The organism is Photorhabdus thracensis (assembly GCF_001010285.1).
Taxonomy (GTDB): domain Bacteria; phylum Pseudomonadota; class Gammaproteobacteria; order Enterobacterales; family Enterobacteriaceae; genus Photorhabdus; species Photorhabdus temperata.
This window is the reverse complement of the sequence record NZ_CP011104.1, coordinates 2,659,476-2,679,970: the sequence shown is the minus strand read 5'-3', so window position 1 is coordinate 2,679,970 and position 20,495 is coordinate 2,659,476. Positions and strand designations below refer to the sequence as shown.

At 45.8% G+C, this 20,495-nt stretch carries 15 protein-coding genes, 1 tRNA gene and 3 pseudogenes; 16 read left to right on the top strand and 3 right to left on the bottom strand.

Going from position 1 to position 20,495, the window contains the following annotated elements; translation table 11 throughout:
• The first annotated feature begins 125 nt into the window (after positions 1–125).
• From VY86_RS11550 to VY86_RS11505, 10 genes and pseudogenes are all read left to right on the top strand, one after another.
• The gene (locus tag VY86_RS11550; protein WP_011147662.1) at positions 126–1,886 is read left to right on the top strand and encodes a hypothetical protein; all 1,761 of its coding nucleotides are present in this window, start codon (positions 126–128) and stop codon (positions 1,884–1,886) included.
• Positions 1,883–2,379 (top strand): annotated as a pseudogene (locus VY86_RS11545) (siphovirus Gp157 family protein). The gene VY86_RS11550 and the pseudogene VY86_RS11545 overlap by 4 nt, the downstream one beginning before the upstream one ends.
• A gap of 51 nt (positions 2,380–2,430) precedes the next feature.
• Positions 2,431–2,619: a hypothetical protein gene (locus VY86_RS11540; RefSeq protein WP_040149348.1), complete on the top strand. Its 189-nt coding sequence runs from the start codon at positions 2,431–2,433 to the stop codon at positions 2,617–2,619.
• 744 nt (positions 2,620–3,363) lie between these two features.
• A complete protein-coding gene (locus tag VY86_RS11535; RefSeq protein ID WP_046975048.1) occupies positions 3,364–3,579 on the top strand; it encodes a hypothetical protein in 216 nt (71 codons plus the stop codon).
• Positions 3,531–4,817: pseudogene (locus VY86_RS24735) on the top strand (Arm DNA-binding domain-containing protein). Before VY86_RS11535 ends, VY86_RS24735 begins: the two are co-directional and overlap by 49 nt.
• A gap of 2 nt (positions 4,818–4,819) precedes the next feature.
• A tRNA-OTHER gene (locus tag VY86_RS24730) sits at positions 4,820–4,922 on the top strand.
• Between the two features lie 659 nt (positions 4,923–5,581).
• A pseudogene (locus VY86_RS24125) lies at positions 5,582–6,387 on the top strand (IS5 family transposase).
• A gap of 76 nt (positions 6,388–6,463) precedes the next feature.
• Positions 6,464–7,675 (top strand): IS701 family transposase, encoded by a 1,212-nt coding sequence (locus tag VY86_RS11510; protein ID WP_238591457.1) that lies wholly within the window; start codon positions 6,464–6,466, stop codon positions 7,673–7,675.
• On the top strand, positions 7,666–7,797 hold the full coding sequence (locus tag VY86_RS26200; protein ID WP_274521074.1) for a hypothetical protein: 132 nt from the start codon (positions 7,666–7,668) through the stop codon (positions 7,795–7,797). The genes VY86_RS11510 and VY86_RS26200 overlap by 10 nt, the downstream gene beginning before the upstream one ends.
• 274 nt (positions 7,798–8,071) lie before the next feature.
• Complete coding sequence (locus VY86_RS11505; protein WP_046975046.1) at positions 8,072–8,839, top strand: cyclase family protein; 768 nt, start codon at positions 8,072–8,074, stop codon at positions 8,837–8,839.
• A 103-nt stretch (positions 8,840–8,942) separates the two neighbouring features.
• Here the strand turns inward: VY86_RS11505 and VY86_RS11500 are convergent, their stop codons facing one another.
• Both VY86_RS11500 and VY86_RS11495 read right to left on the bottom strand, forming a co-directional pair.
• Complete coding sequence (locus VY86_RS11500) at positions 8,943–9,980, bottom strand: IS5 family transposase (protein ID WP_046976644.1); 1,038 nt, start codon at positions 9,978–9,980, stop codon at positions 8,943–8,945.
• A gap of 259 nt (positions 9,981–10,239) precedes the next feature.
• Entirely contained in the window at positions 10,240–11,190 is a 951-nt protein-coding gene (locus VY86_RS11495; protein ID WP_046976834.1) for an Rpn family recombination-promoting nuclease/putative transposase, read from the bottom strand.
• A 539-nt stretch (positions 11,191–11,729) separates the two neighbouring features.
• Here VY86_RS11495 and kdpF point away from each other — a divergent pair.
• The 6 genes from kdpF to kdpE are packed head-to-tail and all read left to right on the top strand — an operon-like array spanning position 11,730 to position 19,613.
• The gene (kdpF, locus tag VY86_RS11490) at positions 11,730–11,819 is read left to right on the top strand and encodes a K(+)-transporting ATPase subunit F (protein ID WP_036850612.1); all 90 of its coding nucleotides are present in this window, start codon (positions 11,730–11,732) and stop codon (positions 11,817–11,819) included.
• Positions 11,820–13,523, top strand: coding sequence for a potassium-transporting ATPase subunit KdpA (kdpA, locus tag VY86_RS11485; protein ID WP_046975045.1), 1,704 nt, complete (start codon positions 11,820–11,822; stop codon positions 13,521–13,523).
• 32 nt (positions 13,524–13,555) lie between these two features.
• Positions 13,556–15,622 (top strand): potassium-transporting ATPase subunit KdpB, encoded by a 2,067-nt coding sequence (gene kdpB / locus VY86_RS11480; RefSeq protein WP_046975044.1) that lies wholly within the window; start codon positions 13,556–13,558, stop codon positions 15,620–15,622.
• A gap of 11 nt (positions 15,623–15,633) precedes the next feature.
• A complete protein-coding gene (gene kdpC, locus VY86_RS11475) occupies positions 15,634–16,215 on the top strand; it encodes a potassium-transporting ATPase subunit KdpC (protein WP_046975043.1) in 582 nt (193 codons plus the stop codon).
• A gap of 9 nt (positions 16,216–16,224) precedes the next feature.
• Positions 16,225–18,951, top strand: coding sequence for a two-component system sensor histidine kinase KdpD (gene kdpD / locus VY86_RS11470; protein WP_046975042.1), 2,727 nt, complete (start codon positions 16,225–16,227; stop codon positions 18,949–18,951).
• On the top strand, positions 18,927–19,613 hold the full coding sequence (kdpE, locus tag VY86_RS11465; RefSeq protein WP_046975041.1) for a two-component system response regulator KdpE: 687 nt from the start codon (positions 18,927–18,929) through the stop codon (positions 19,611–19,613). The genes kdpD and kdpE overlap by 25 nt, the downstream gene beginning before the upstream one ends.
• Positions 19,614–19,673: 60 nt before the next feature.
• Here kdpE and VY86_RS11460 read toward each other — a convergent pair whose 3' ends face one another.
• Positions 19,674–20,495, bottom strand: a complete 822-nt coding sequence (locus VY86_RS11460) for a Cof-type HAD-IIB family hydrolase (protein ID WP_046975040.1) — start codon at positions 20,493–20,495, stop codon at positions 19,674–19,676.

The window sequence follows — 20,495 nt, the reverse complement described above, 5'->3', positions numbered from 1 at the left end:
GGAGAATGAGATCATATAATTACGGTTCATTCAAGGGGGGGGGGGTAAAAAAGTATGCTCGCGCCCTGGGATTAAGGCAGCAATAAGATTGGCAAAAAAAGCAATTTATTAAAGAGGCAAGACCAATGTTCACATATATCTGTGTCTTTGAGCCGACAAAAAAAGCTCAAAAAAATGGAGCCGTACCACTTGCAATTGCACTCGAAGCCAATTCCGAAAAAATGGCTAAAGCTATGGCCATTGTTTACCTTGGGGAAGAGTACGCGGACGATATGAGCAACTTCAACACATCAAAACCGATTATTTGTAAAGATATACAAGGCTTCCCTCGCCCACCAATTGGTAAATTTGATGAAAAATTTGCTACTGAATACGAGTTCAACGGCACCACATGGCAGGCTAGAACGCTCGAACCAAAGAAAAACCCATCTATTACTACACGTGATTTTAATCACACTTACGCCACGTTAGATCTGGAAATTGCACTGGCATTACTAGACGGTGACTTTCATTGCTGGGCGATTATGTCACACAGTATGAAAGAAGCTAAGCAACTGATAACAAATAACAATGAAGCATGGCGGCAGTGGTCTACCGCATTTCGTATCAGAACCGACGCTCTGTCCATTCCACGGGAAACGCTTTTCAGAGTCGTACGTGAAGGTAAACACCACCCTGAATTTCTGACCGATGCCGTCGCTATTAAGGAATTCTTAAACTGTACTTTAAGTGATACCGACATACCCGTTGAATTACCAGAAGAGAAACCCAAGGTTTCCAATTATTCGGTGTCAACATCAGAAGCCTCAATAACAGATGTCACTCCAGATGAAGTTGAAACCCAACAGGCAGCGCTACAGGTTAAGGAGAAAAAAAGCGAAGCCAAGTCTCTCAAGACCAGAAAAACCAAGCAAACCAAAGAGGACAAAGCAGTAGAAGAGACTGCACAAGACAACACTACGGCGGATGATGAAGTCACCTCATTGCCTCCTGTCGCCACCCTGAGCACCAATGATGATAACTTCCAACATCGGGCCAATTTGCTGGAAGAAACTATCAAGGCACAAGGCAATGAACAGCAAACTAATCTCCGTATCTGGAAGGCTGTCCAACGTACCGATCCCCACTTTACAAAACCATTGGAGGGAATGGGGTTCAATGGTACAAGCATAAACAGTAACTATATGTTTATGCGGGCAACAGAACTATTCGGACCATTCGGTTATGGATGGGGCTGTAATGTCACAGAAGAAAAACTGATCAATGGTGCACCCATGTCAGAACCTATCTATGACGACAAAAATAAACAAATTGGGAGCCGATTCTTACGTGATTCTGACGGCACATTAATATGTGAACAAAATCACTCTATCAAAATTCTCTTTTGGTATCTGGTTGAATGTGACATTTGTGCTGAAATTGAAAGTTATGGTGCAACACCATACATGTACAGAACCAAATATGGAATTAAAACAGATGGAGAGGCCATCAAGAAATCACTCACCGATGCTATAAAGAAAGCGTTATCGATGCTTGGATTTTCTGCTGATGTATTTATGGGTATGCATGACAACCCTGAATATCTGGCTGACAATAATATTGAATTTGAAATCAAGGCCGCCAGTGATAAGGCCGAGGATCTAGTCAGATTACGCAAGGAACTAGACGATAAGTTCACCCGTAATACAGAAACTATGCGCACCGCTGTCAGCAAAAATGAAATTCGCGGCATAGCATCTACCCTTATCCGTGAATTAAGCATTCATTTAGGCAATTCCAAGGCCAAAGGAGACAAGGATTATGAAAAGTACTTATCTGGTCGTCTGCGTCGCTTGAATGAAATAGAGAAAGAATGTTTAACCCAATTAGAAGAGGCAAACCAATGACCACAACCGCAATTGCATTAGCAGCAGATTATGAAAAATTACAACAGTTGGTAGAAACCGGCGAGTTCTCGCCAGAAGATATCGCCGATACACTTGAAAGTATCGAATGTACTATCGGTGATAAACTTGACGCTATCATGATCCATGTTCGCAATATAGAAGGCCAAGCCAAGATTCTTGCGGATGAGTCTAAGCGACTCACTGACCGTAAAAAATCATTCGAAAGGCAAGTAAAAAACCTAAAAAAGTATGCGCTGGACTGTTTACTGAAAGCCGGCATGGATTCACTACGAACTACCAGAAACACGTTCACAGCCAGAAAAGGTATTATGAATGTCATCATTGATGATGAGTCAAAATTACCTGATGAGTTAGTTGATGTGCAGACAATTACCGCCCCGGACAAAAAGCCATCAAAGAAGCTATTGAAAACGGTATCAATGTACCGGGAGCTCATATTGAAATCGGCCAGAGAAGCCTGCAAGTACGTTAATATTCATTACATCCCACAAATACTGGGGCAATAAATAATATGGAGTGATTTATGGCTGCACGATTAGAAATCATTATCTCATTTGATGAAAACCTAAATAAATACCAAGTAGAATGGATAACAGGAGAAAGTCAAGATATTACAGATGAAGAAAAGAAAATCATTGCTCAATTAAAAAATAAATTACTGGCCTCAATGGAAAATGAATTAACTGGAAATAACCAATATTACCTCCATTAGATATTTAGCATTACCTTAAATTAACACAAGTGGGTAATGTCAAAAAATAAATCCGACAAGCATGTAGAATTTACGTTTGTATTTCTCGTCATGTGTCTATTAGATAAAAAACATGCAGCAGAATGCGAAATTGAAGGTAAATTAAAAGAGACAGACCAATGTTAAGACATTCACACAGCAAAAATGAAATTGTTAAATTAACGCTACCTGATGGTCGCAATGGGATCATCATTATCGATAGGAGTTGTAATGTACTCTATGATTTCCCATTTGACGTTAAAATAGTTCCAGTATCCAATTCTCAAGCTATCGAGAAAATGAGGGACCGAAAATGATATACGGTCTGTTTCTACTTGTATGTTCTTCGATAAACTGCCAGTACATTCCTTACGGCCATATTTACCAGGATGAAAAAAATTTCATAGCAGATATGGGGATGCAAGGCCCTGGAATTTTTGAGTGTTTACCCATTGAGGCCATAATTCACACTCAAAACTGATTAAGCTTAATCAGAAATCAGGTAACACAATGAATAGCATGATGGTAAATCCATTGACCGGAGAACCATCATGCAACCCTGGCAACCAGGACAACAGTTATTAACCAACTTCGATATCAAATTGGGAAGATTAGCAGCCAGTGTCAAAAATACATCTTGCAATCAAGGTGATATTACCCGTGTTTGTGCTGCCGTTGATCTGATCATTATATCAATGATGAGGCAAAACCATGTGAGGTAAATAAATGGTAAATATTGAATGTGTTCCCATATCCACTTATTGCTATGCAACAGGGGAAACAGTTGATGCAATTAATAAACGCATTCAGCGCGGTGTTTGGCTTGATGGCGTACATGTACTGAAAGTTGAAGGTGTTAAGGAACGCTGGATTGATTTAAATGAGGTAGCTAAGTGGGCCAGGAAAAACAGTATAGCAAATTGCCCAGAGGCATTACAGTAAGGAAACATCGTTCTGGTGAAACTATAAATATCTCTTTTACATATAAGGGGGTTAAATGCCGAGAACCCCTCTCAAATCTGGAAGTGACGCCCAAAAATATTAAATATGCCGAGCGTAAACTCGGCGAAATATACAATAAAATTGAACGGGATATTTTTATTTATGCTGAATTTTTCCCTAATTCATCACGTCTAAAAATATTCGGAAATGTCAATAAAGGTAGAACAATAAAAGATTATTTAGATGAGTATTTAAAAATCTGTGAAACCCGAAATTTATCACCATCCACAATTAATGGATATAAAAAATGTAAAACTGCTCTATCTGAATTACATAAAATTCCCGTTATAGAGTTAAATAACATTTCATAATTTTGCTACACATGGCCTTCTTCAACCCATTGTTATATATAGAATTATGAGTAGTATAAGATGTAGCGCTATTTTGGAATCTTATTTAACACCAGCAATATTAAAAACTTGGATTCAAAAACGATCAACTGCTCTGAAAACAATCAGGAACAATCTGTCATTTTTACGAAGCGCCATAGATGAAGCAGTTACTGATTGCCTGATTGTATGAATCCTGTGAATTTAGTCACAGCATCACGGTATCAAACTGAACGAATAGAAAATGATAGCGAATATATTGTTGACCCCCTATCTCCTAACGAGGTTACTGCATTACTGTCAGCAGCAGGCAATAAACAAAAGCAATGGGAAAATTTATTCCTTTTTGCGATACATACAGGACTTAGAAGCTCCGAGTTATGTGCGCTTCGGTGGCAAGATATCGACTTTATTGGCAAAACCGCACATGTCCAGTCGGCAAAAGTTGTGGGAATAATAAAAGGAACGAAGACAAAAGCCGGTACCAGAAAAGTCGAACTGAACACAGACGCTATGTCGGCCCTATTAAATCAGAAGGCATTCACTTTCATGAAAGGCAACGTGATATTTGAAGATCCTAAAACAGGCGAGGCTTGGGCAGGTGCAGATGCAATTCGTAAAAAAGCCTGGGTGCCTACACTGAGAAAGGCTGGAATTCGGTATCGCAACCCATATCAGACAAGGCACACATTTGCAACAAAACACATTAGCCAGGGAGTTAATCTTTTCTGGCTTGCCGCTCAAATGGGACATAAAGGCCCAGAGATGCTTTTCAGACATTATGGATCATATCTGAAAGACTATGACGGCAGCACATACAAACCCAAACAGGTCAGTGGTGGGACATGAAAGGAGCTGCAAAGGATACGCAGCGAAGATATTTCATAAAAATATTATTTATAACAATAAGATGCAAAACAAATAACGCGGGTTCAACTCCCGCCAGCTCCACCAAATAAATCAAGGGGTTACGCGGAAGCGTAGCCCCTTTTTCTTTGCCTATGTCCACTTTGCTTCCACCCATTTTATTTTTATGGGCATCAATGGACACTACCTGCACCACCGCATTCCCTCTGGTTCATCACTGAAACTACTTAAGATACTTGAACGTAGCCTTACGCTTATTAATGAATTAAGAGTACTTTAATTAATGCTTTCACTTTCTTCCTTGTCATAATGCAAAAGGAGAAAACAATTTCAGTTCTGTATAAAAAGCAAAATATGCCTGCCCTTCCCCCCAGCGAACTGCCAAGATTTATGGCTGCTTTAGCTAATGCATCGTTCAATTCACGCTGAATATGTGTGGGGACACGGGTCTGCCGGGAGCCGGATGCGGTAGTTCCGCAAGTCCGGTTCTGAGGAGGGGCCTGTCCGGGTAACCGGCAGGTCTACTCAACTCGAACCTCATAACTTAGTACTACAGCCGTACTTACTTTTTTCAACAGAAAAGACACTCATAGAAAAGCTTAATTCATGCGGTTTCTCAGAGTGGTGAGCATCAAGGAAAATGCAACTTTCTGGTATCTACGGCTGTAGTATTAGAACCTATCCCAAAAGGAATTGTCATGTTGTATAATATTCTAGAACGGATAATTTCTGAAGGTATAGAGAGTATGACAAACAACAAATGGCGGCTCAGTGATGAGCTTTGGGAAAAAATGATGCCACTTATCCCCGAACATAAAACTCAGCATCCGCTAGGTACACATCGCAAACGGGTTGATAACCGCGCCGCTATGGATGCCATCTTCTTTGTGCTCAGAACAGGCTGCCAATGGAATGCCCTGAATGCAACAGGAATATGCTCGTCAAGTTCGGCTCACCGTCGTTTTCAGGAATGGCGTGACGCCGGCGTTTTTGAACGCTTCTGGCAGAACGGTTTGCTGGCCTGCAAGCACCTCGCGATCATCGACTGGTCGTGGTTATCACTGGATGGTTGCATGACCAAATCCCCTTTAGCGGGGACAAAAAAACAGGTCGTAACCCCACAGACAGAGGGAAACAAGGCGTAAAACGCAGCCTCATGACCGAGGCTAACGGGCTTCCTCTTTCACTCGTTGTTGGCGCAGCAAATACGCACGATATCAAACTGGTTGCAGATACGCTCGATGCACTTCAGACAGGCAAGCCGGGTAAAAAGGTCAGGCTGTGTCTGGATAAGGGATATGATGCTAAATGGCTGAAAGACTATCTACGAAGTCGGCATTACGAGCCGCATATTCAGTCTCGCAAGGAGGAATCAGATGCCTGCCAAAATACGGACTTTAAAGCTCAAAGATGGGTTATCGAGAGGACGCATAGCTGGATGAATCGCTTTCGTCGGATACTGATCCGATGGGAAAAGAAGGTCGAAAACTATGAAGCTATGTTACATTTTGCCTGCGGGATTATAGTCTGGAACAAAATCCTATTGGGATAGGCTCTAATACTACAGCCGTAGATAGATATTGTGTCATAATGCGCCAAGTTCTCATGCCAACATAGCGAAAGATTCGATGCAAACACCGTTGACCCTGTGGACACAGGAGCTGGATACATTACACGCCCGTTTAGCTCCCCTGTTCAAACGCTCCGAACCCCGACAGCGCAGTCTGGCCTACCTTAAGGGACTCCTCAGCAACGTCGAACGCAAGAACGGCTGGCAACTGGCTGAGTGGATGGGCGAAGCCACGCCTGACGGGGTACAGCATCTGCTTGAACGTGCCTTGTGGGATGCCGACGCGGCCCGCGATATCTTGTGTGACTACGTTGTCGGCCACCTGAGGGATGACAACAGCGTGCTGATTGTCGATGAGACCGGATTCATCAAGAAAGGGCAGTACTCCGCCGGCGTACAGCGCCAGTACAGCGGCACCGCCGGACGGGTGGAGAACAGCCAGATTGGCGTCTTCCTGTGCTATGCCGGCGGTGGGGGCAGTGCCTTCATTGACCGGGAGTTATATCTGCCCCGTCAGTGGGTTGATGACCCGCCACGGCGTGAGGCGGCGGGTATCCCCACGGAAGTGAAGTTTGCCACGAAACCCCAGCTGGCCCGCCGGATGCTTGAGCGGGCACTGGATGCCGGCGTCCCCTGTGGCTGGGTCGCGGGCGACAGTGTCTATGGCGGTGACCGCCGCCTGCGGGTCTGGCTGGAGTCGCGCCAACAGCCCTTTGTACTGGGCGTCGCCCGGAATGAGCCGCTGTGGTGGAAGGGACCGGTGTTCATGAGTGCGCAGGCCATCGCCAAATCGCTGACGCCCCGAGCCTGGAAGTGCCGGTCTGCGGGAACCGGCGCCAAAGGCGAACGTCGATACGACTGGGCGTTTACCCCGCTGTGGCGCCTGCAATTAACGCGGGAAGAACGGCGTTTCGGTCACTACCTGCTCGTGCGTCGCAGTCGTGATGAGAAACAGGAATTAGCCTACTACGTGGTGTATGCCCCACGAAAGAAGGCGAAGCTCAAGACGCTGGCGCAGGTGGCGGGCCGGCGTTGGGAGATAGAGACGGGTTTCGAAGCCACCAAGGGGGAGTGCGGTCTGGCGCAATACGAAGTGCGGCGCTGGCAGGGCTGGTATCGCCACATCACGCTGTCCTTGTTAGCCCACGCGGTGCTGGTAGCCTTGCGGGTGCAGGAGAAAAAAAACGGTGCCGGGGCTGATTGCGTTGAGCGTCCCGGAGTTGCGCAGGCTACTATCACGACTGATGTGGAAAACCCAAGATGTCGTTGAACACATTCTGCATTGGTCTCTCTGGAGGCGGAGGCACCAGTACCGTGCTCAGCAGTGTCACTACCGTCGCAGAGGGGGGAGCCCACCCTCAGGATAAGTACGGCTGTAGTACTAAGAAATAGCGATCATTGCAGCAAACCATTTAATCTTCTTATAAAGCAAAACGTAGGAAACAAACTATCTGTCTTCTTTAATAATAAACCAATATTGAAAAATACGACTATAGTTACACCAATGCATGTCGAAAATGGTTTCTATCAGGCAATAGACTCAAATGAAAAATTTGAAGAAATAGTCAACTCTTTAAATTGATGAAAATCTATATATTTGTTTTTTTTAAATAAAATAACTATAGCGGTAAAAATAATATCAACAGTTATCAAAAATGAGGTTTTTATGTCAAATAACATCTTACAAGCACTCACTTTACTGAAATCGAAAAGATGGGTCGATTTGACCCATAGCTTTGATAAAGATTCTCCCCATTTTTTTATGTTTGATCCAGCCGAGTTTAAGACGCTGTTTGATTATAAGGATGGCTTTTTTGCTCAACAATTCTCTTTTCCCGGCCAATATGGGACTCATATTGATGCTCCCTGCCATTTTGTTCCTAATGCCCGTTATCTTGATGAGCTGGAATTAAAAGAATTAGTTTTACCTTTAATCGTACTTAATCAGTCAGAAAGGGCAAAACAGGATCCTAATTTTTCACTGTCTAAAGAAGATATTCTTAAATTTGAAGAAGAATATGGAATTATTGAGGCAGGTACTTTCGTTGCGCTCAGAACTGATTGGAGTAAACGCTGGTCATCTCAGGAAGCCATGGATAATAAAGATGATAGTGGCAATAACCAAATACCCGGATGGGGAATGGATGCCCTGAAATTTTTATTTGAGGAGCGTCATGTTAAAGCCATTGGGCATGAAACATTTGATACCGACGCCGCCAAAGATTTTAGAAAGAATAATGCGTTGTTGGGCGAAGATTATGTATTGAAGCAAGATACTTATCAGATAGAACTTTTGGCTAATTTGGACCAGGTACCTGTACGTGGTGCGATCATTTTCAACATTGTAGCCAAACCTAAAAAAGCATCTGGTTTTCCCGTTCGTTCGTTTGCCATACTTCCGGGAACCTCTAAAAACTCTCAATACAAAAAATAAGATCAATTTTGCACTCACCAATAAATGACCTTATTGTGTATGACTTTTTCTTGCTTTTTCAGGGGAAAAAATAAACTCATCGCTTTTTCATCACATACCGGAATTAAAAGGCATGAATGCCGGATTTTCCAAAATAAACCAAACGTTGTAAATTATAGCAGGTTGCCTTCAGAGTCATCGCAAAAGTGGCTCGCAGCTGGCCTATCGTTCGGATAAATTTTTCACCCATCTGAGAGAATGAGCCAAAGATATGTTCTACTCGTGCCCGGGTTTTCGCTATTTTCTTATTTCGGCCTTTCTGACAGTCTGATAAGGGCTTATTGCGTGACGCTTTCCTCTGAATATGAACACGATAGCCCTGTTCCTTCAGCTCACGTTCACGCATCTGGCTGGCATACCCTTTATCAGCATAAATGTCCCGACTTGTATTTGACCGATCCAAAACGGCTTCAAAAAACTGGCTGTCATGGACAGCTGCGGTTCCTGTCGCGATGTGGCGGATCACTTTATATTTTGTATCGACATTAATGGTCAGTTTATAGCCAAAATAACTTTTACCGTTCTTTTTCGTCCAGGTTGCCTCGGTGTCTTTCTGGCATCGTTTGTTTGCTGTCCAGTTATCCGGGGTTTTACCCTGACGGATTTGTTCATTCTCTTCCTTCTTATTGTGCTGCTTAGGAACTGGAATCAACGTGGCATCAATGATTTGACCCCCTCTAGGAATGAATCCCTGTGTCGAAAGCTGATGCTTCGCCTCTTCAAACAACGCTCTGGCACCTGCCTGGCCAATCCGTTTTTCGAAACACCAAATCGTGTTACGGTCTGGAATATTAATGACATCGGTCAAGCGACAAAAACGTTGCCAGCTCATTCGGTCAAGCAATTGATATTCCATCTTTTCATCGGAAAGATTATGGAAATGTTTCAGGATAATGATGCGAACCATCACCTCAGTCGGGAATGGCGGGCGTCCACCTTTGGGAGAAATAATACGTGGCGCGACAAGGTCTATGGTGTCAGCCAGTGCCGAGAAATCAACATACTTATCAAGAACAAGTAGCGGATCACCTAATTCATCGATTTTTCGACGGTGATATTCGGATGCCAGCTTGTCTTTTTTTAAAGCAGAACGAGGCGGTATCATGACAGCGCTACCTTGCAGAGATGTACTGTGCCTACATTTTACTCAATTTTGTGGCTGTGAAAAGTTTTTAGAGGTTCCCTTCCGTAATTGCTCCCCGGTGCCGTATCTCTTGGAAAAGGGAAATACGGCGGTATAACTAACTTCAGCTCTACTGTAAGAACAGAGATTTCAGAAGCACGTAAATTCAGACTCGGTCTTATCACTTGGAATGTAAATGTGCCGCTTCTATGCGTTTCGTGCATTAACTCAAGCATTTTTATGCTGATAACGTATCAACAGTAAGTTTGCCGGACATTTGTTCAAGCTCACTCTGGCTCAACCCGGTAGTTTTCATCACCGTTTCACGGTCGATTCCGCTGTTCAGCAATGCATGAGCGATTTTTAAAGTTGCCTCTCTGCGCCCTTCAATAAGTCCTTCCTGGTACCCTTCAAGAAACCCTTTCCGGTACCCTCTCTGGTATCCTTCCTTGTACCCTTTCTGCTCCAGTTTCTGCGCTATTGTCATCAGTACCTCCTCATACCTCGGGGACTGTTCTGCCAGTCGCCGGATAAAACCCTCTGGATCGGCGGTATCTCCCGCCTGTAATAAGTAGTTTAGCACGCTTTTTAACTGTTCATCCGTATAGTAATCATACGCCAGCAGTATGACCAACTCTTGCAGTAACTCCGCCATATCTCGCTGCCGGATATGCTTTTGCACTATTTCCAGTAGCGCGACCCGTTTATGCGTCAGGATTTCATCGTCCGGGATTACCGTCACATCTACCAGCGGGAATTTATTGGAATAGATTTCCTCCGCCAGGGCCGGATCATCGAAACAGTCGAGCCAATTGGTACTCCAGGGATACGGCTGTATTTTCCCGTGATAGAACAACACCGGAATGACCAGTGGCAATTTTTCATGTCCCTGCTCCAGATGCCGTTGCATGGCTGAAATACTGTAACGCATAAGTCGAAATGCTATCATTTTGTCCGGGGAACTCTGGTGCTCGATCACGCAATACACATAACCGTCACCCCGCGCTGTTTTCAATGAATACAAAATGTCGGAATAATGCGCTCGCAGATTGTCTTCAATAAATGACCCTGATTCCAACCGCAATGTATCCAGATCACAAACTGCCCGTAATGTCGCAGGCAAATAAATCTCCAAAAAGTCTCTGGCCGTATCAATATGACTTAAAAACTGGTCGGGTAGCAGGGCCATATCACTATGGCCCCGCCCCCAGAGTAGCGGCCAGTGGGCAAACAACTTCGTTTCCTTCCGCGTCACCCTCGCCAGCCAGTGGCTGGCTCGTCGTCTATGGCCACGGAGACGCTTATGTTTGCGGGTCAGCCATAACACGAGTTTGCGATCGATCTGCCTCAGCGTTGTATAAAAGGTTGATCAAATTATCTCGTTAAGAAAAACCCAGCCGAAGTCTGCCCGTTTTCACGTAGGATGATATTGCTGACTCACTCAATCCCTATCTGCCCTATTGAAGGAATATTAAGCAAGAAACCAAGCGGACTGAGATGCTTTGAATTTTCTTTGACAAAAACGTTGATCGTATCTCAGGTACTTTCATTTTCTTCTTAGAGAAGTTCAGGTTAACTAAGCAGAATAGCCTTCGACCGCCACTCTTCTGAGTCTTCCTTTATCAGTCATTTTTACACTTTTTTTACACATCCACTCACTCTTTTATCAGCTTCTTTGCACCACCTTGCCTAACCTTGGCCTATCCAAATTCTCAGGAGAGATAAGCAGTGAGCATATTTCTGATTTCCGGTGCGTTATTAGTAGCCCTGTTACTGGTTTATCTGATTTACGCGTTACTTCATGCGGAGGATTTTTAAATGGCATCATCCGCTTTTTTACTGATCGCAAGTTTCTTACTGATTTTGCTGCTGCTGGCAAAACCGCTTGGCAATATTATCGCCAATATGATCAACGGTGATATTCCGCTCTGGCTGACTAAAGCAGAATCTGGCCTTTGGCGTTGCTGTGGTTTACAGAAGCCTGGCGGCACAGTGAAAGAAATGAGCTGGCGACAATACGCATTAGCGATCATTATTTTTAATCTGACTGGATTATTACTGTTATTTACCCTTCTGGTCGCCCAACGCGTCCTTCCTCTAAATCCTGAACATTTTCCCGGGCTCAAATGGGACCTGGCGCTGAATACCGCGGTCAGCTTTATCACCAATACTGACTGGCAAGCCTACAGTGGAGAAAACACGTTAAGCTACTTTAGTCAGATGACAGGTTTAACCGTGCAAAACTTTCTTTCTGCCGCGACCGGTATCGCTGTGGTATTTGCGCTGATACGCGCATTTTCCCGTCATGGCGTCAAAACCGTGGGGAACGCTTGGATTGATATCACCCGTATTACACTTTATCTGCTGCTACCGCTGTCTATAATTATCGCGCTGGTTTTTGTCAGTCAGGGTGTGATACAGAATTTCGAACCCTATCAATTAGCTCATACCATTGAAGACCAACAGCAATTGATCCCGATGGGACCTGTCGCCTCACAGGAAGCCATTAAGTTATTGGGAACCAATGGCGGTGGATTCTTTGGCGCCAGTTCAGCTCATCCGTTTGAAAATCCGACCGCTATCAGCAATTTTATTCAGATATTATCTATCCTGCTGATCCCCTGCGCGCTCTGCTTTGCCTTTGGTCAGGTCATTGGCGATAACCATCAGGGACACGCTTTATTATGGGCGATGTGTATCATCTTCGTCGTTGCTACGGTGGGAGTGATGTACGCTGAACTCAAAGGCAATCCCCATTTCAGTCTGCTGGGTGCTGCCAGTAATATCAATCTGGAAGGTAAAGAGAATCGCTTCGGTATCCTTGCAACCTCAATTTATGCGGTAGTGACAACCGCGGCCTCCTGTGGGGCAGTCAATGCTATGCATGATTCTTTCACCGCGCTTGGCGGCATGATCCCCATGTGGTTGATACAAATTGGCGAAGTCGTGTTCGGCGGCGTGGGTTCCGGTTTATACGGTATGTTGCTGTTCGTTCTGCTGACGGTGTTTATTGGCGGTTTAATGATCGGCCGGGCGCCTGAATATCTCGGTAAAAAAATCGAAGTATTCGAGATGAAAATGGTCGCACTGGCGATTCTGGTCACCCCGACACTGGTACTTTTAGGCTCGGCACTTGTCATATCCACAACCAGTGGACGTGCCGGTATTCTGAACCCCGGCGCTCATGGTTTCAGTGAAGTGCTTTATGCCCTCTCCTCTGCCGCCAACAATAATGGCGGTGCTTTCGCGGGCCTCAATACCAACAGCGTGTTCTATAACCTACTGCTAGCAGCCACCCTGTTTTTTGGCCGTTTTGGCGTGATCCTGCCGGTACTTGCTATTGCTGGTTCTCTGGTAGTGAAAAAACGCCAGCCTGTCAGCAACGGCACACTCCCCACCAGTGGCCCGCTGTTTATCGGCTTATTAATCCTGACCATTATGTTAATTGGTGCATTGACTTTTATTCCGGCACTGATCCTTGGCCCGGTAATTGAACATTTACAAATCTGGCTGTCCCGGTAAGTGCCGACATGAGGAATAGAGAGAGGAACACCATGACAAACAAACAACAGACATTATTCGAACCCTCTTTGATGCGTAATGCGCTTATTGATTCAGTAAAAAAATGCCATCCGGCCGCACAATGGCGTAATCCGGTGATGTTTGTGGTCTATCTGGGCAGTGGGTTAACCACAATTTTATGGATTGCCATGTTGGCTGGTCAGTTTCAGGGAAATACGCTGTTTACCGGTAATATCGCCTTATGGCTATGGTTTACCTTACTGTTCGCTAACTTTGCCGAAGCACTGGCGGAAGGCAGAAGCAAAGCGCAGGCCGCCAGCCTTAAAGGGGTGAGAAAAACCAGTTGGGCAACGAAACTCGCCTCAGCCAGCCATGATGCAACGAGAGAAAAAGTCCCTTCTGACAGCCTGCGCAAAGGCGACATCGTCATTATTGCAGCCAATGAAACCATTCCTTGTGATGGTGAAGTTATTGAAGGCGGTGCTTCCGTTGATGAAAGTGCCATCACTGGAGAATCTGCCCCGGTTATCCGCGAATCCGGCGGTGACTTTTCCTCGGTTACCGGCGGTACACGCGTGCTGTCTGATTGGCTGATAGTCGAGTGTTCGGTCAATCCCGGTGAAACCTTTCTTGATCGCATGATTTCAATGGTGGAAGGAGCTAAACGGCGAAAAACGCCAAACGAGATCGCCCTGACGATTCTGCTGACAGCGCTGACGATTATCTTTCTCCTGGTGTGTGTCACCCTATTGCCATTCTCAATATTCAGTGTGGAAACCAACCAATCTGGTCAACCTATCACCATCACGGTATTGGTCGCATTACTGGTTTGTCTTATTCCGACCACCATTGGTGGTTTACTTTCTGCGATCGGTGTCGCAGGCATGAGCCGAATGCTGGGTGCGAATGTTATTGCCACCAGCGGCCGGGCCGTTGAAGCAGCGGGGGATGTGGACGTACTGCTGTTGGATAAAACCGGCACTATCACCCTGGGAAATCGCCAGGCATCTCAGTTTCTGCCGGTTCCCGGCGTGACAGAACAACAGCTGGCAGATGCCGCCCAGCTCTCTTCTCTGGCCGATGAAACACCGGAAGGCCGCAGCATTGTCATTCTGGCAAAACAGCGCTTCAATCTGCGCGAACGTGATCTACGCTCACTGAATGCCAGTTTTGTGCCTTTCTCTGCCATGACCAGAATGAGCGGCGTAAATGTGGAAAATCGTATGATCCGTAAAGGGGCTGTAGATGCCATCCGCCGTCATATTGAAGTTAATCATGGCAAATTCCCTGAAGCAGTCGAGATCCTGGTACAGACCGTAGCACGTAAAGGGGGGACACCGCTGGTTGTCGCAGAAAATCAGCGGGTACTGGGTGTTGTTGCACTGAAAGATATCGTAAAAGGCGGCATCAAAGAGCGATTCAGCGAAATGCGCCGGATGGGCATCAAAACCGTGATGATTACCGGCGATAACCGCCTGACTGCCGCCGCGATCGCGGCTGAAGCCGGCGTTGATGATTTTCTGGCGGAAGCCACACCCGAAGCCAAACTGGCGCTTATCCGCCAGTATCAATCCGAAGGCCGTCTGGTCGCCATGACCGGCGACGGTACTAATGATGCACCCGCGCTTGCTCAGGCTGATGTTGCGGTTGCCATGAATTCAGGCACTCAGGCAGCCAAGGAGGCCGGCAATATGGTGGATCTGGACTCCAACCCAACCAAACTGATTGAAGTCGTCCGTATTGGTAAACAGATGCTGATGACACGAGGTTCTCTGACCACGTTTAGTATCGCCAATGATATCGCAAAATATTTCGCCATTATCCCGGCGGCATTTGCTGTCACATATCCACAGTTAAATGTCTTGAATATCATGCATCTGTATTCGCCAACATCGGCGGTTTTATCGACAGTTATATTCAATGCACTAATTATTGTCTTCCTGATCCCATTGGCTCTGAAAGGCGTGAGCTACCGCCCCATGAACGCATTGTCACTCTTACGCCGCAATCTGTGGATTTATGGTTTGGGTGGTCTAATAGCGCCTTTCATCGGCATCAAACTGATAGATATGTTGCTGACTTTGCTGATATTTAAATAAAGGTGACGAAAATGATTTGGTTACGTTCTTCTGTTGTATTGTTGCTATTCCTGACTCTGATTACTGGTGTGGCTTACCCGTTGCTGGCAACAGGTTTGTCAGAACTGATGTTTCCTTACCAGTCCCAAGGTTCTATGGTGAAACAAGACGGTCAGATAGTGGGTTCTGAACTGATTGGTCAACCCTTCACTAAAGATATCTATTTTCAGGGACGCCCTTCCGCGACGATGGACTACCCTTATAACACGATGTTATCCGGTGGCAGTAATTTAGCGGTTTCTAACCCGGTATTGGATGATGAAATCAAGCGCAGAGTTGAACATTTGCGCCAATTTAATCGCCAGCCAAACATGCCTGTGCCGGTTGATCTGGTCACCGCGTCCGCCAGCGGCCTTGATCCTCATATTTCACCCGCAGCAGCTGATTTTCAGGTACAAAGAGTGGCTGACGCACGCCGTTTACCCGTTAAAGCAGTAAAACAATTAATCCGGAATAATACTGAAACCCCGCCATCGGAATTTCTCGGTGAACCGGTGATTAATGTGTTAAAACTCAATCTTGCCCTTGATAATTTGCAAAAGAAAAAACAGTAAGGCTGAAAGATGGATCAACACGAACCACAACGCCCTGACCCTGATGAATTACTGACACTGGTTAATGAGAAACCGCGCGGTAAATTAAAAATATTTTTCGGCGCCTGCGCTGGCGTGGGAAAAACTTATGCCATGTTGCAAGAAGCACAAAGATTGCGTGCTCAAGGGCTGGATGTGATTATCGGGGTAGTAGAAACCCATGAGCGGCAAGGAACAGCCGCTTTAGTTGATGGTCTGCCACAATTGCCACTTAAACCGATCCACTACCGCAAGCGCAGAACCACCGTCTTTGATCTTGATGCCGCTATTGCCCGCCACCCGGCGATGATTCTGATGGATGAACTGGCATTCAGCAATCCTCACGGCAGCCGTCATCCCAAGCGCTGGCAGGATGTTGAAGAATTACTGGAAGCAGGAATCGATGTGCTGACGACCATTAACGTTCAGCATCTGGAAAGCCTTAATGATGTGGTTGGTGATATTACCGGTATCCAGGTCAGGGAGACCATCCCTGACCACATCTTTGATCAGGCTACTGAAATTGTCCTGGTTGATCTGCCACCGGATGATCTGCGCCAACGGCTCAATGAAGGGAAGGTCTATATTTCCAGCCAGGCGGAACGCGCCATTGAACATTTCTTCCGCAAAGGCAATCTGATTGCCCTGCGGGAACTGGCTTTGCGTCGTACCGCTGATCGCGTTGATGATCAAATGCGCGCTTTCCGCGACACCCAAGGGCATGAACCGGTCTGGCACACCCGTGATAATCTTCTGCTGTGCATCGGTAACAGCGCGGGCAATGAAAAACTGGTTCGTACCGCCGCCCGGCTTGCTGCCCGGTTAGGCTGTATCTGGCATGCAATTTATGTTGAAACCCCAAAACTGCACCAATTGCCGGAAGGTAAACGGCGCACGATTTTAACCGCGCTCAAATTAGCCCATGAATTGGGAGCGGAAACAGCAACCCTCGCCGATCCCAACAAAGAAAAAGCGGTATTACGTTATGCCAGAGAACATAACCTCGGCAAAATTTTGATAGGCCGCCGCTGTGAATCCAAACATAAGCTGCTTAACTGGAAATGGCGCCCTGGTTTTGCTGATCGGTTAGGAAAACTGGGGCCGGATTTGGATTTAGTGATTGTCGCGCTGGAAGATCGCAGCCAATGGGATAAAGAACAAGACAGCCGTTCTGTCAGTGAAAAATGGCGGATACAGATTCAGGGTTGCCTGATCGCAATCGCCCTCTGCACGCTGATCACCCTGTTCTCCCGGACATTCTTGCTGACTCTCGATAAAGCTAACCTGGTTACGCTTTATCTGCTTGGCGTTGTCATCATTGCGCTGTTTTATGGACGCCGGCCATCAATATTCGCGGCTTTTATTAACGTCATCAGTTTCGATATCTTCTTTGTACAACCCCACTGGTCGCTTGCCGTCACGGATATGCAGTATCTGCTGACTTTCACGGTCATGCTGATCGTCGGGGTTGTGGTCGGAAATCTGACAGCGGGAATGAGATATCAAGCGCGAATTGCCCGTTACCGCGAACAGCGAACCCGCCATCTCTATGAAATGACCCGTGAACTCAGCCGGGCATTGAATGAAGCAGATATTGCCCGTACCAGCTACCATTTCCTTGCCAATGGTTTTCAGGCGAAAACCGGCCTGTTTTTACCGAGCGATAATGGCGATTTACGCCAACTCACAACAAACAATGGCGGTCATATGCTGATTGACGATGCCATTGCCAAATGGAGTTTTGATAAAAATCTGCCGGCGGGCGCAGGAACCGATACCTTGCCCAGCGTACCTTACCAGCTATTGCCTATCGCAACACCTTCACAAACGTTTGCTGTGCTGGCGATTGAGCCATCCTATTTACGCCAGCTGCTCATCCCGGAGCAACAGCGATTATTGCAAACATTTACCGGCCTGATTGCCAATGCGTTGGAAAGATTGCACCTCTCCCGCCGGGCAGAATCGGCGAAACTGGATGCCGAGCGGGAGCAGTTACGTAACTCACTTCTGGCGGCACTCTCTCACGATTTACGTACCCCTTTGACGGTCCTTTTCGGGCAAGCAGAAATCCTGATGCTGGATTTATCTGCCGAAGGTTCCCCGCATACCAAGCAGGTGAATCAAATCCGTCAGCAAATTCTCAGCACTTCCCGTCTGGTCAATAACTTGTTAGATATGGCGCGTATCCAATCGGGGGGAATTCAACTGAATCTGGAATGGCAATCACTGGAAGAGATCGTCGGCAGTACCTTGCGTTCACTGGAATATGCGCTTAATCGCCATCCGGTCACCGTTTCCCTGCCATCTGATTTACTCTTGCATTGTGATGCCAGCCTGCTGGAACGGGTATTTATCAATTTATTGGAAAACGCGATCAAATACACCGATGAACAAACCCCCCTGGGCATTAAGGCGACAACAGAAAAAAATCAGGTTCATATTGAAGTCTGGGATGCTGGTAAAGGTATTCCACCGGAGCAGGAACAGTTAATTTTCGATAAATTTTCCCGCGCCCGCAAAGAATCTGCCATTCCGGGAGTGGGCCTTGGGCTGGCAATCTGTCGTGCAATTATTGAAATTCACAATGGAAAGATTTGGGCTGCCAATAACGAAAAAGGTGGAGCAAGTTTTCACTTTGTTCTACCGTTAGAGAAACCGCCTGAAATTGAAGAAATGACTGAAGAGGTGTCACTATTACCAGCAATAACACCATCTTAATTATCGAAGATGAAAAAGAGATCCGACGCTTTGTCCGGCTGGCACTGGAAGGAGAAGGCTGTCGTGTATTTGAAAGTGAGACGCTGAAACGGGGCTTAATTGAAGCGGGAACCCGTAAACCTGACTTGATTATTCTTGATTTGGGGCTGCCCGATGGTGACGGCATTAATTTGATCCGTGATCTGCGCCAATGGAGCACCATTCCCGTGATTGTTCTTTCTGCCCGTGACGCAGAAGCTGATAAAGTTGCCGCACTGGATGCCGGCGCTGATGATTATCTGAGTAAACCGTTTGGCATCAGTGAATTGTTAGCAAGAGTACGCGTTGCCCTGCGCCACTTTGCCAGAACCAATCAAGAAGAATCTATCGTCTATTTTTCTGATGTGATTGTCGATCTGGTTAACCGCCGGATAACCAAAAGCGATGAAGAGTTGCATCTGACGCCGATTGAGTTTCGTTTGCTGGGTGAATTATTGGTAAATAGCGGCAAGGTACTGACACAACGCCAGTTACTCAATCAGGTCTGGGGGCCTAATTATGTTGAACATAACCATTACTTGCGGATTTATATGGGGCATCTGCGGCAAAAATTGGAAACTGACCCCACCAGGCCAAAACATTTGCTCACTGAAACCGGCATTGGCTATCGGTTTATGCCTTAATGCCTGAGACACGAACCAAATCTCTTCATGTCTCAGGCAATTAACTGCTCTCAGCAAAGTTTAGGGCAGATTATTCACCTGACATACATGTTCAGATAAATAATAAGCGACAGACTCTTCGCGGCAGGAGCCAATAACATCCGCATGAGGCAGCGCTTGTTTAACCCTATCCTGAGCCGTTCCCATGATGACCCCTTTAGCGGCGGTTGAAAGCATTTCCACGTCATTCATACCATCGCCAAACGCGATAGTTTGATTGATTGGAATCCCAAGAAACCCGGCTAACTGAATTAAAGCCTGTCCCTTAGAAACACCGCTGTCCATCACTTCCAGACACCAGGGGAATGAGAAAGCGATACTGACACTATCAGAAAATAGCTCAATTAAATGGCGTTCCAATTTAACCAACGCATCGTGATCTCGGCGCTTATGAATGAAAAAAACTTTTTCAACAGCATCACAAGGCATTTCATCAGCCGGTCTGATGGTTGGATTAAAATTATCATTCTGATTAAAATCACTGAAGCTATGATGTAATTCACTGGTTAACCATTGGGAACCACAATACATATTAATCACTACATCCTGATCTGCCTGCGTTTCCTCAATTAATCTTTTTACTACATTACTTGGTAGATATTGTCTGATATCCAACTTTTTACAGGCACTTGTCAATCTGGCGCCATTAGACGTAATCAAGTGTACAGGGATATCAAAATCACCAATAATGGCGTTCACATCAGCATGATGCCTGCCGGTGGCAAATACGATCTGCTTTCCCGTATTTGACAAATCAGTCAACACTTGGCGGGTAAATTTACCTACCGTATCCCCCTGAAGTAACAGAGTTCCATCAAGATCCGTAGCAATAAGATTATACAT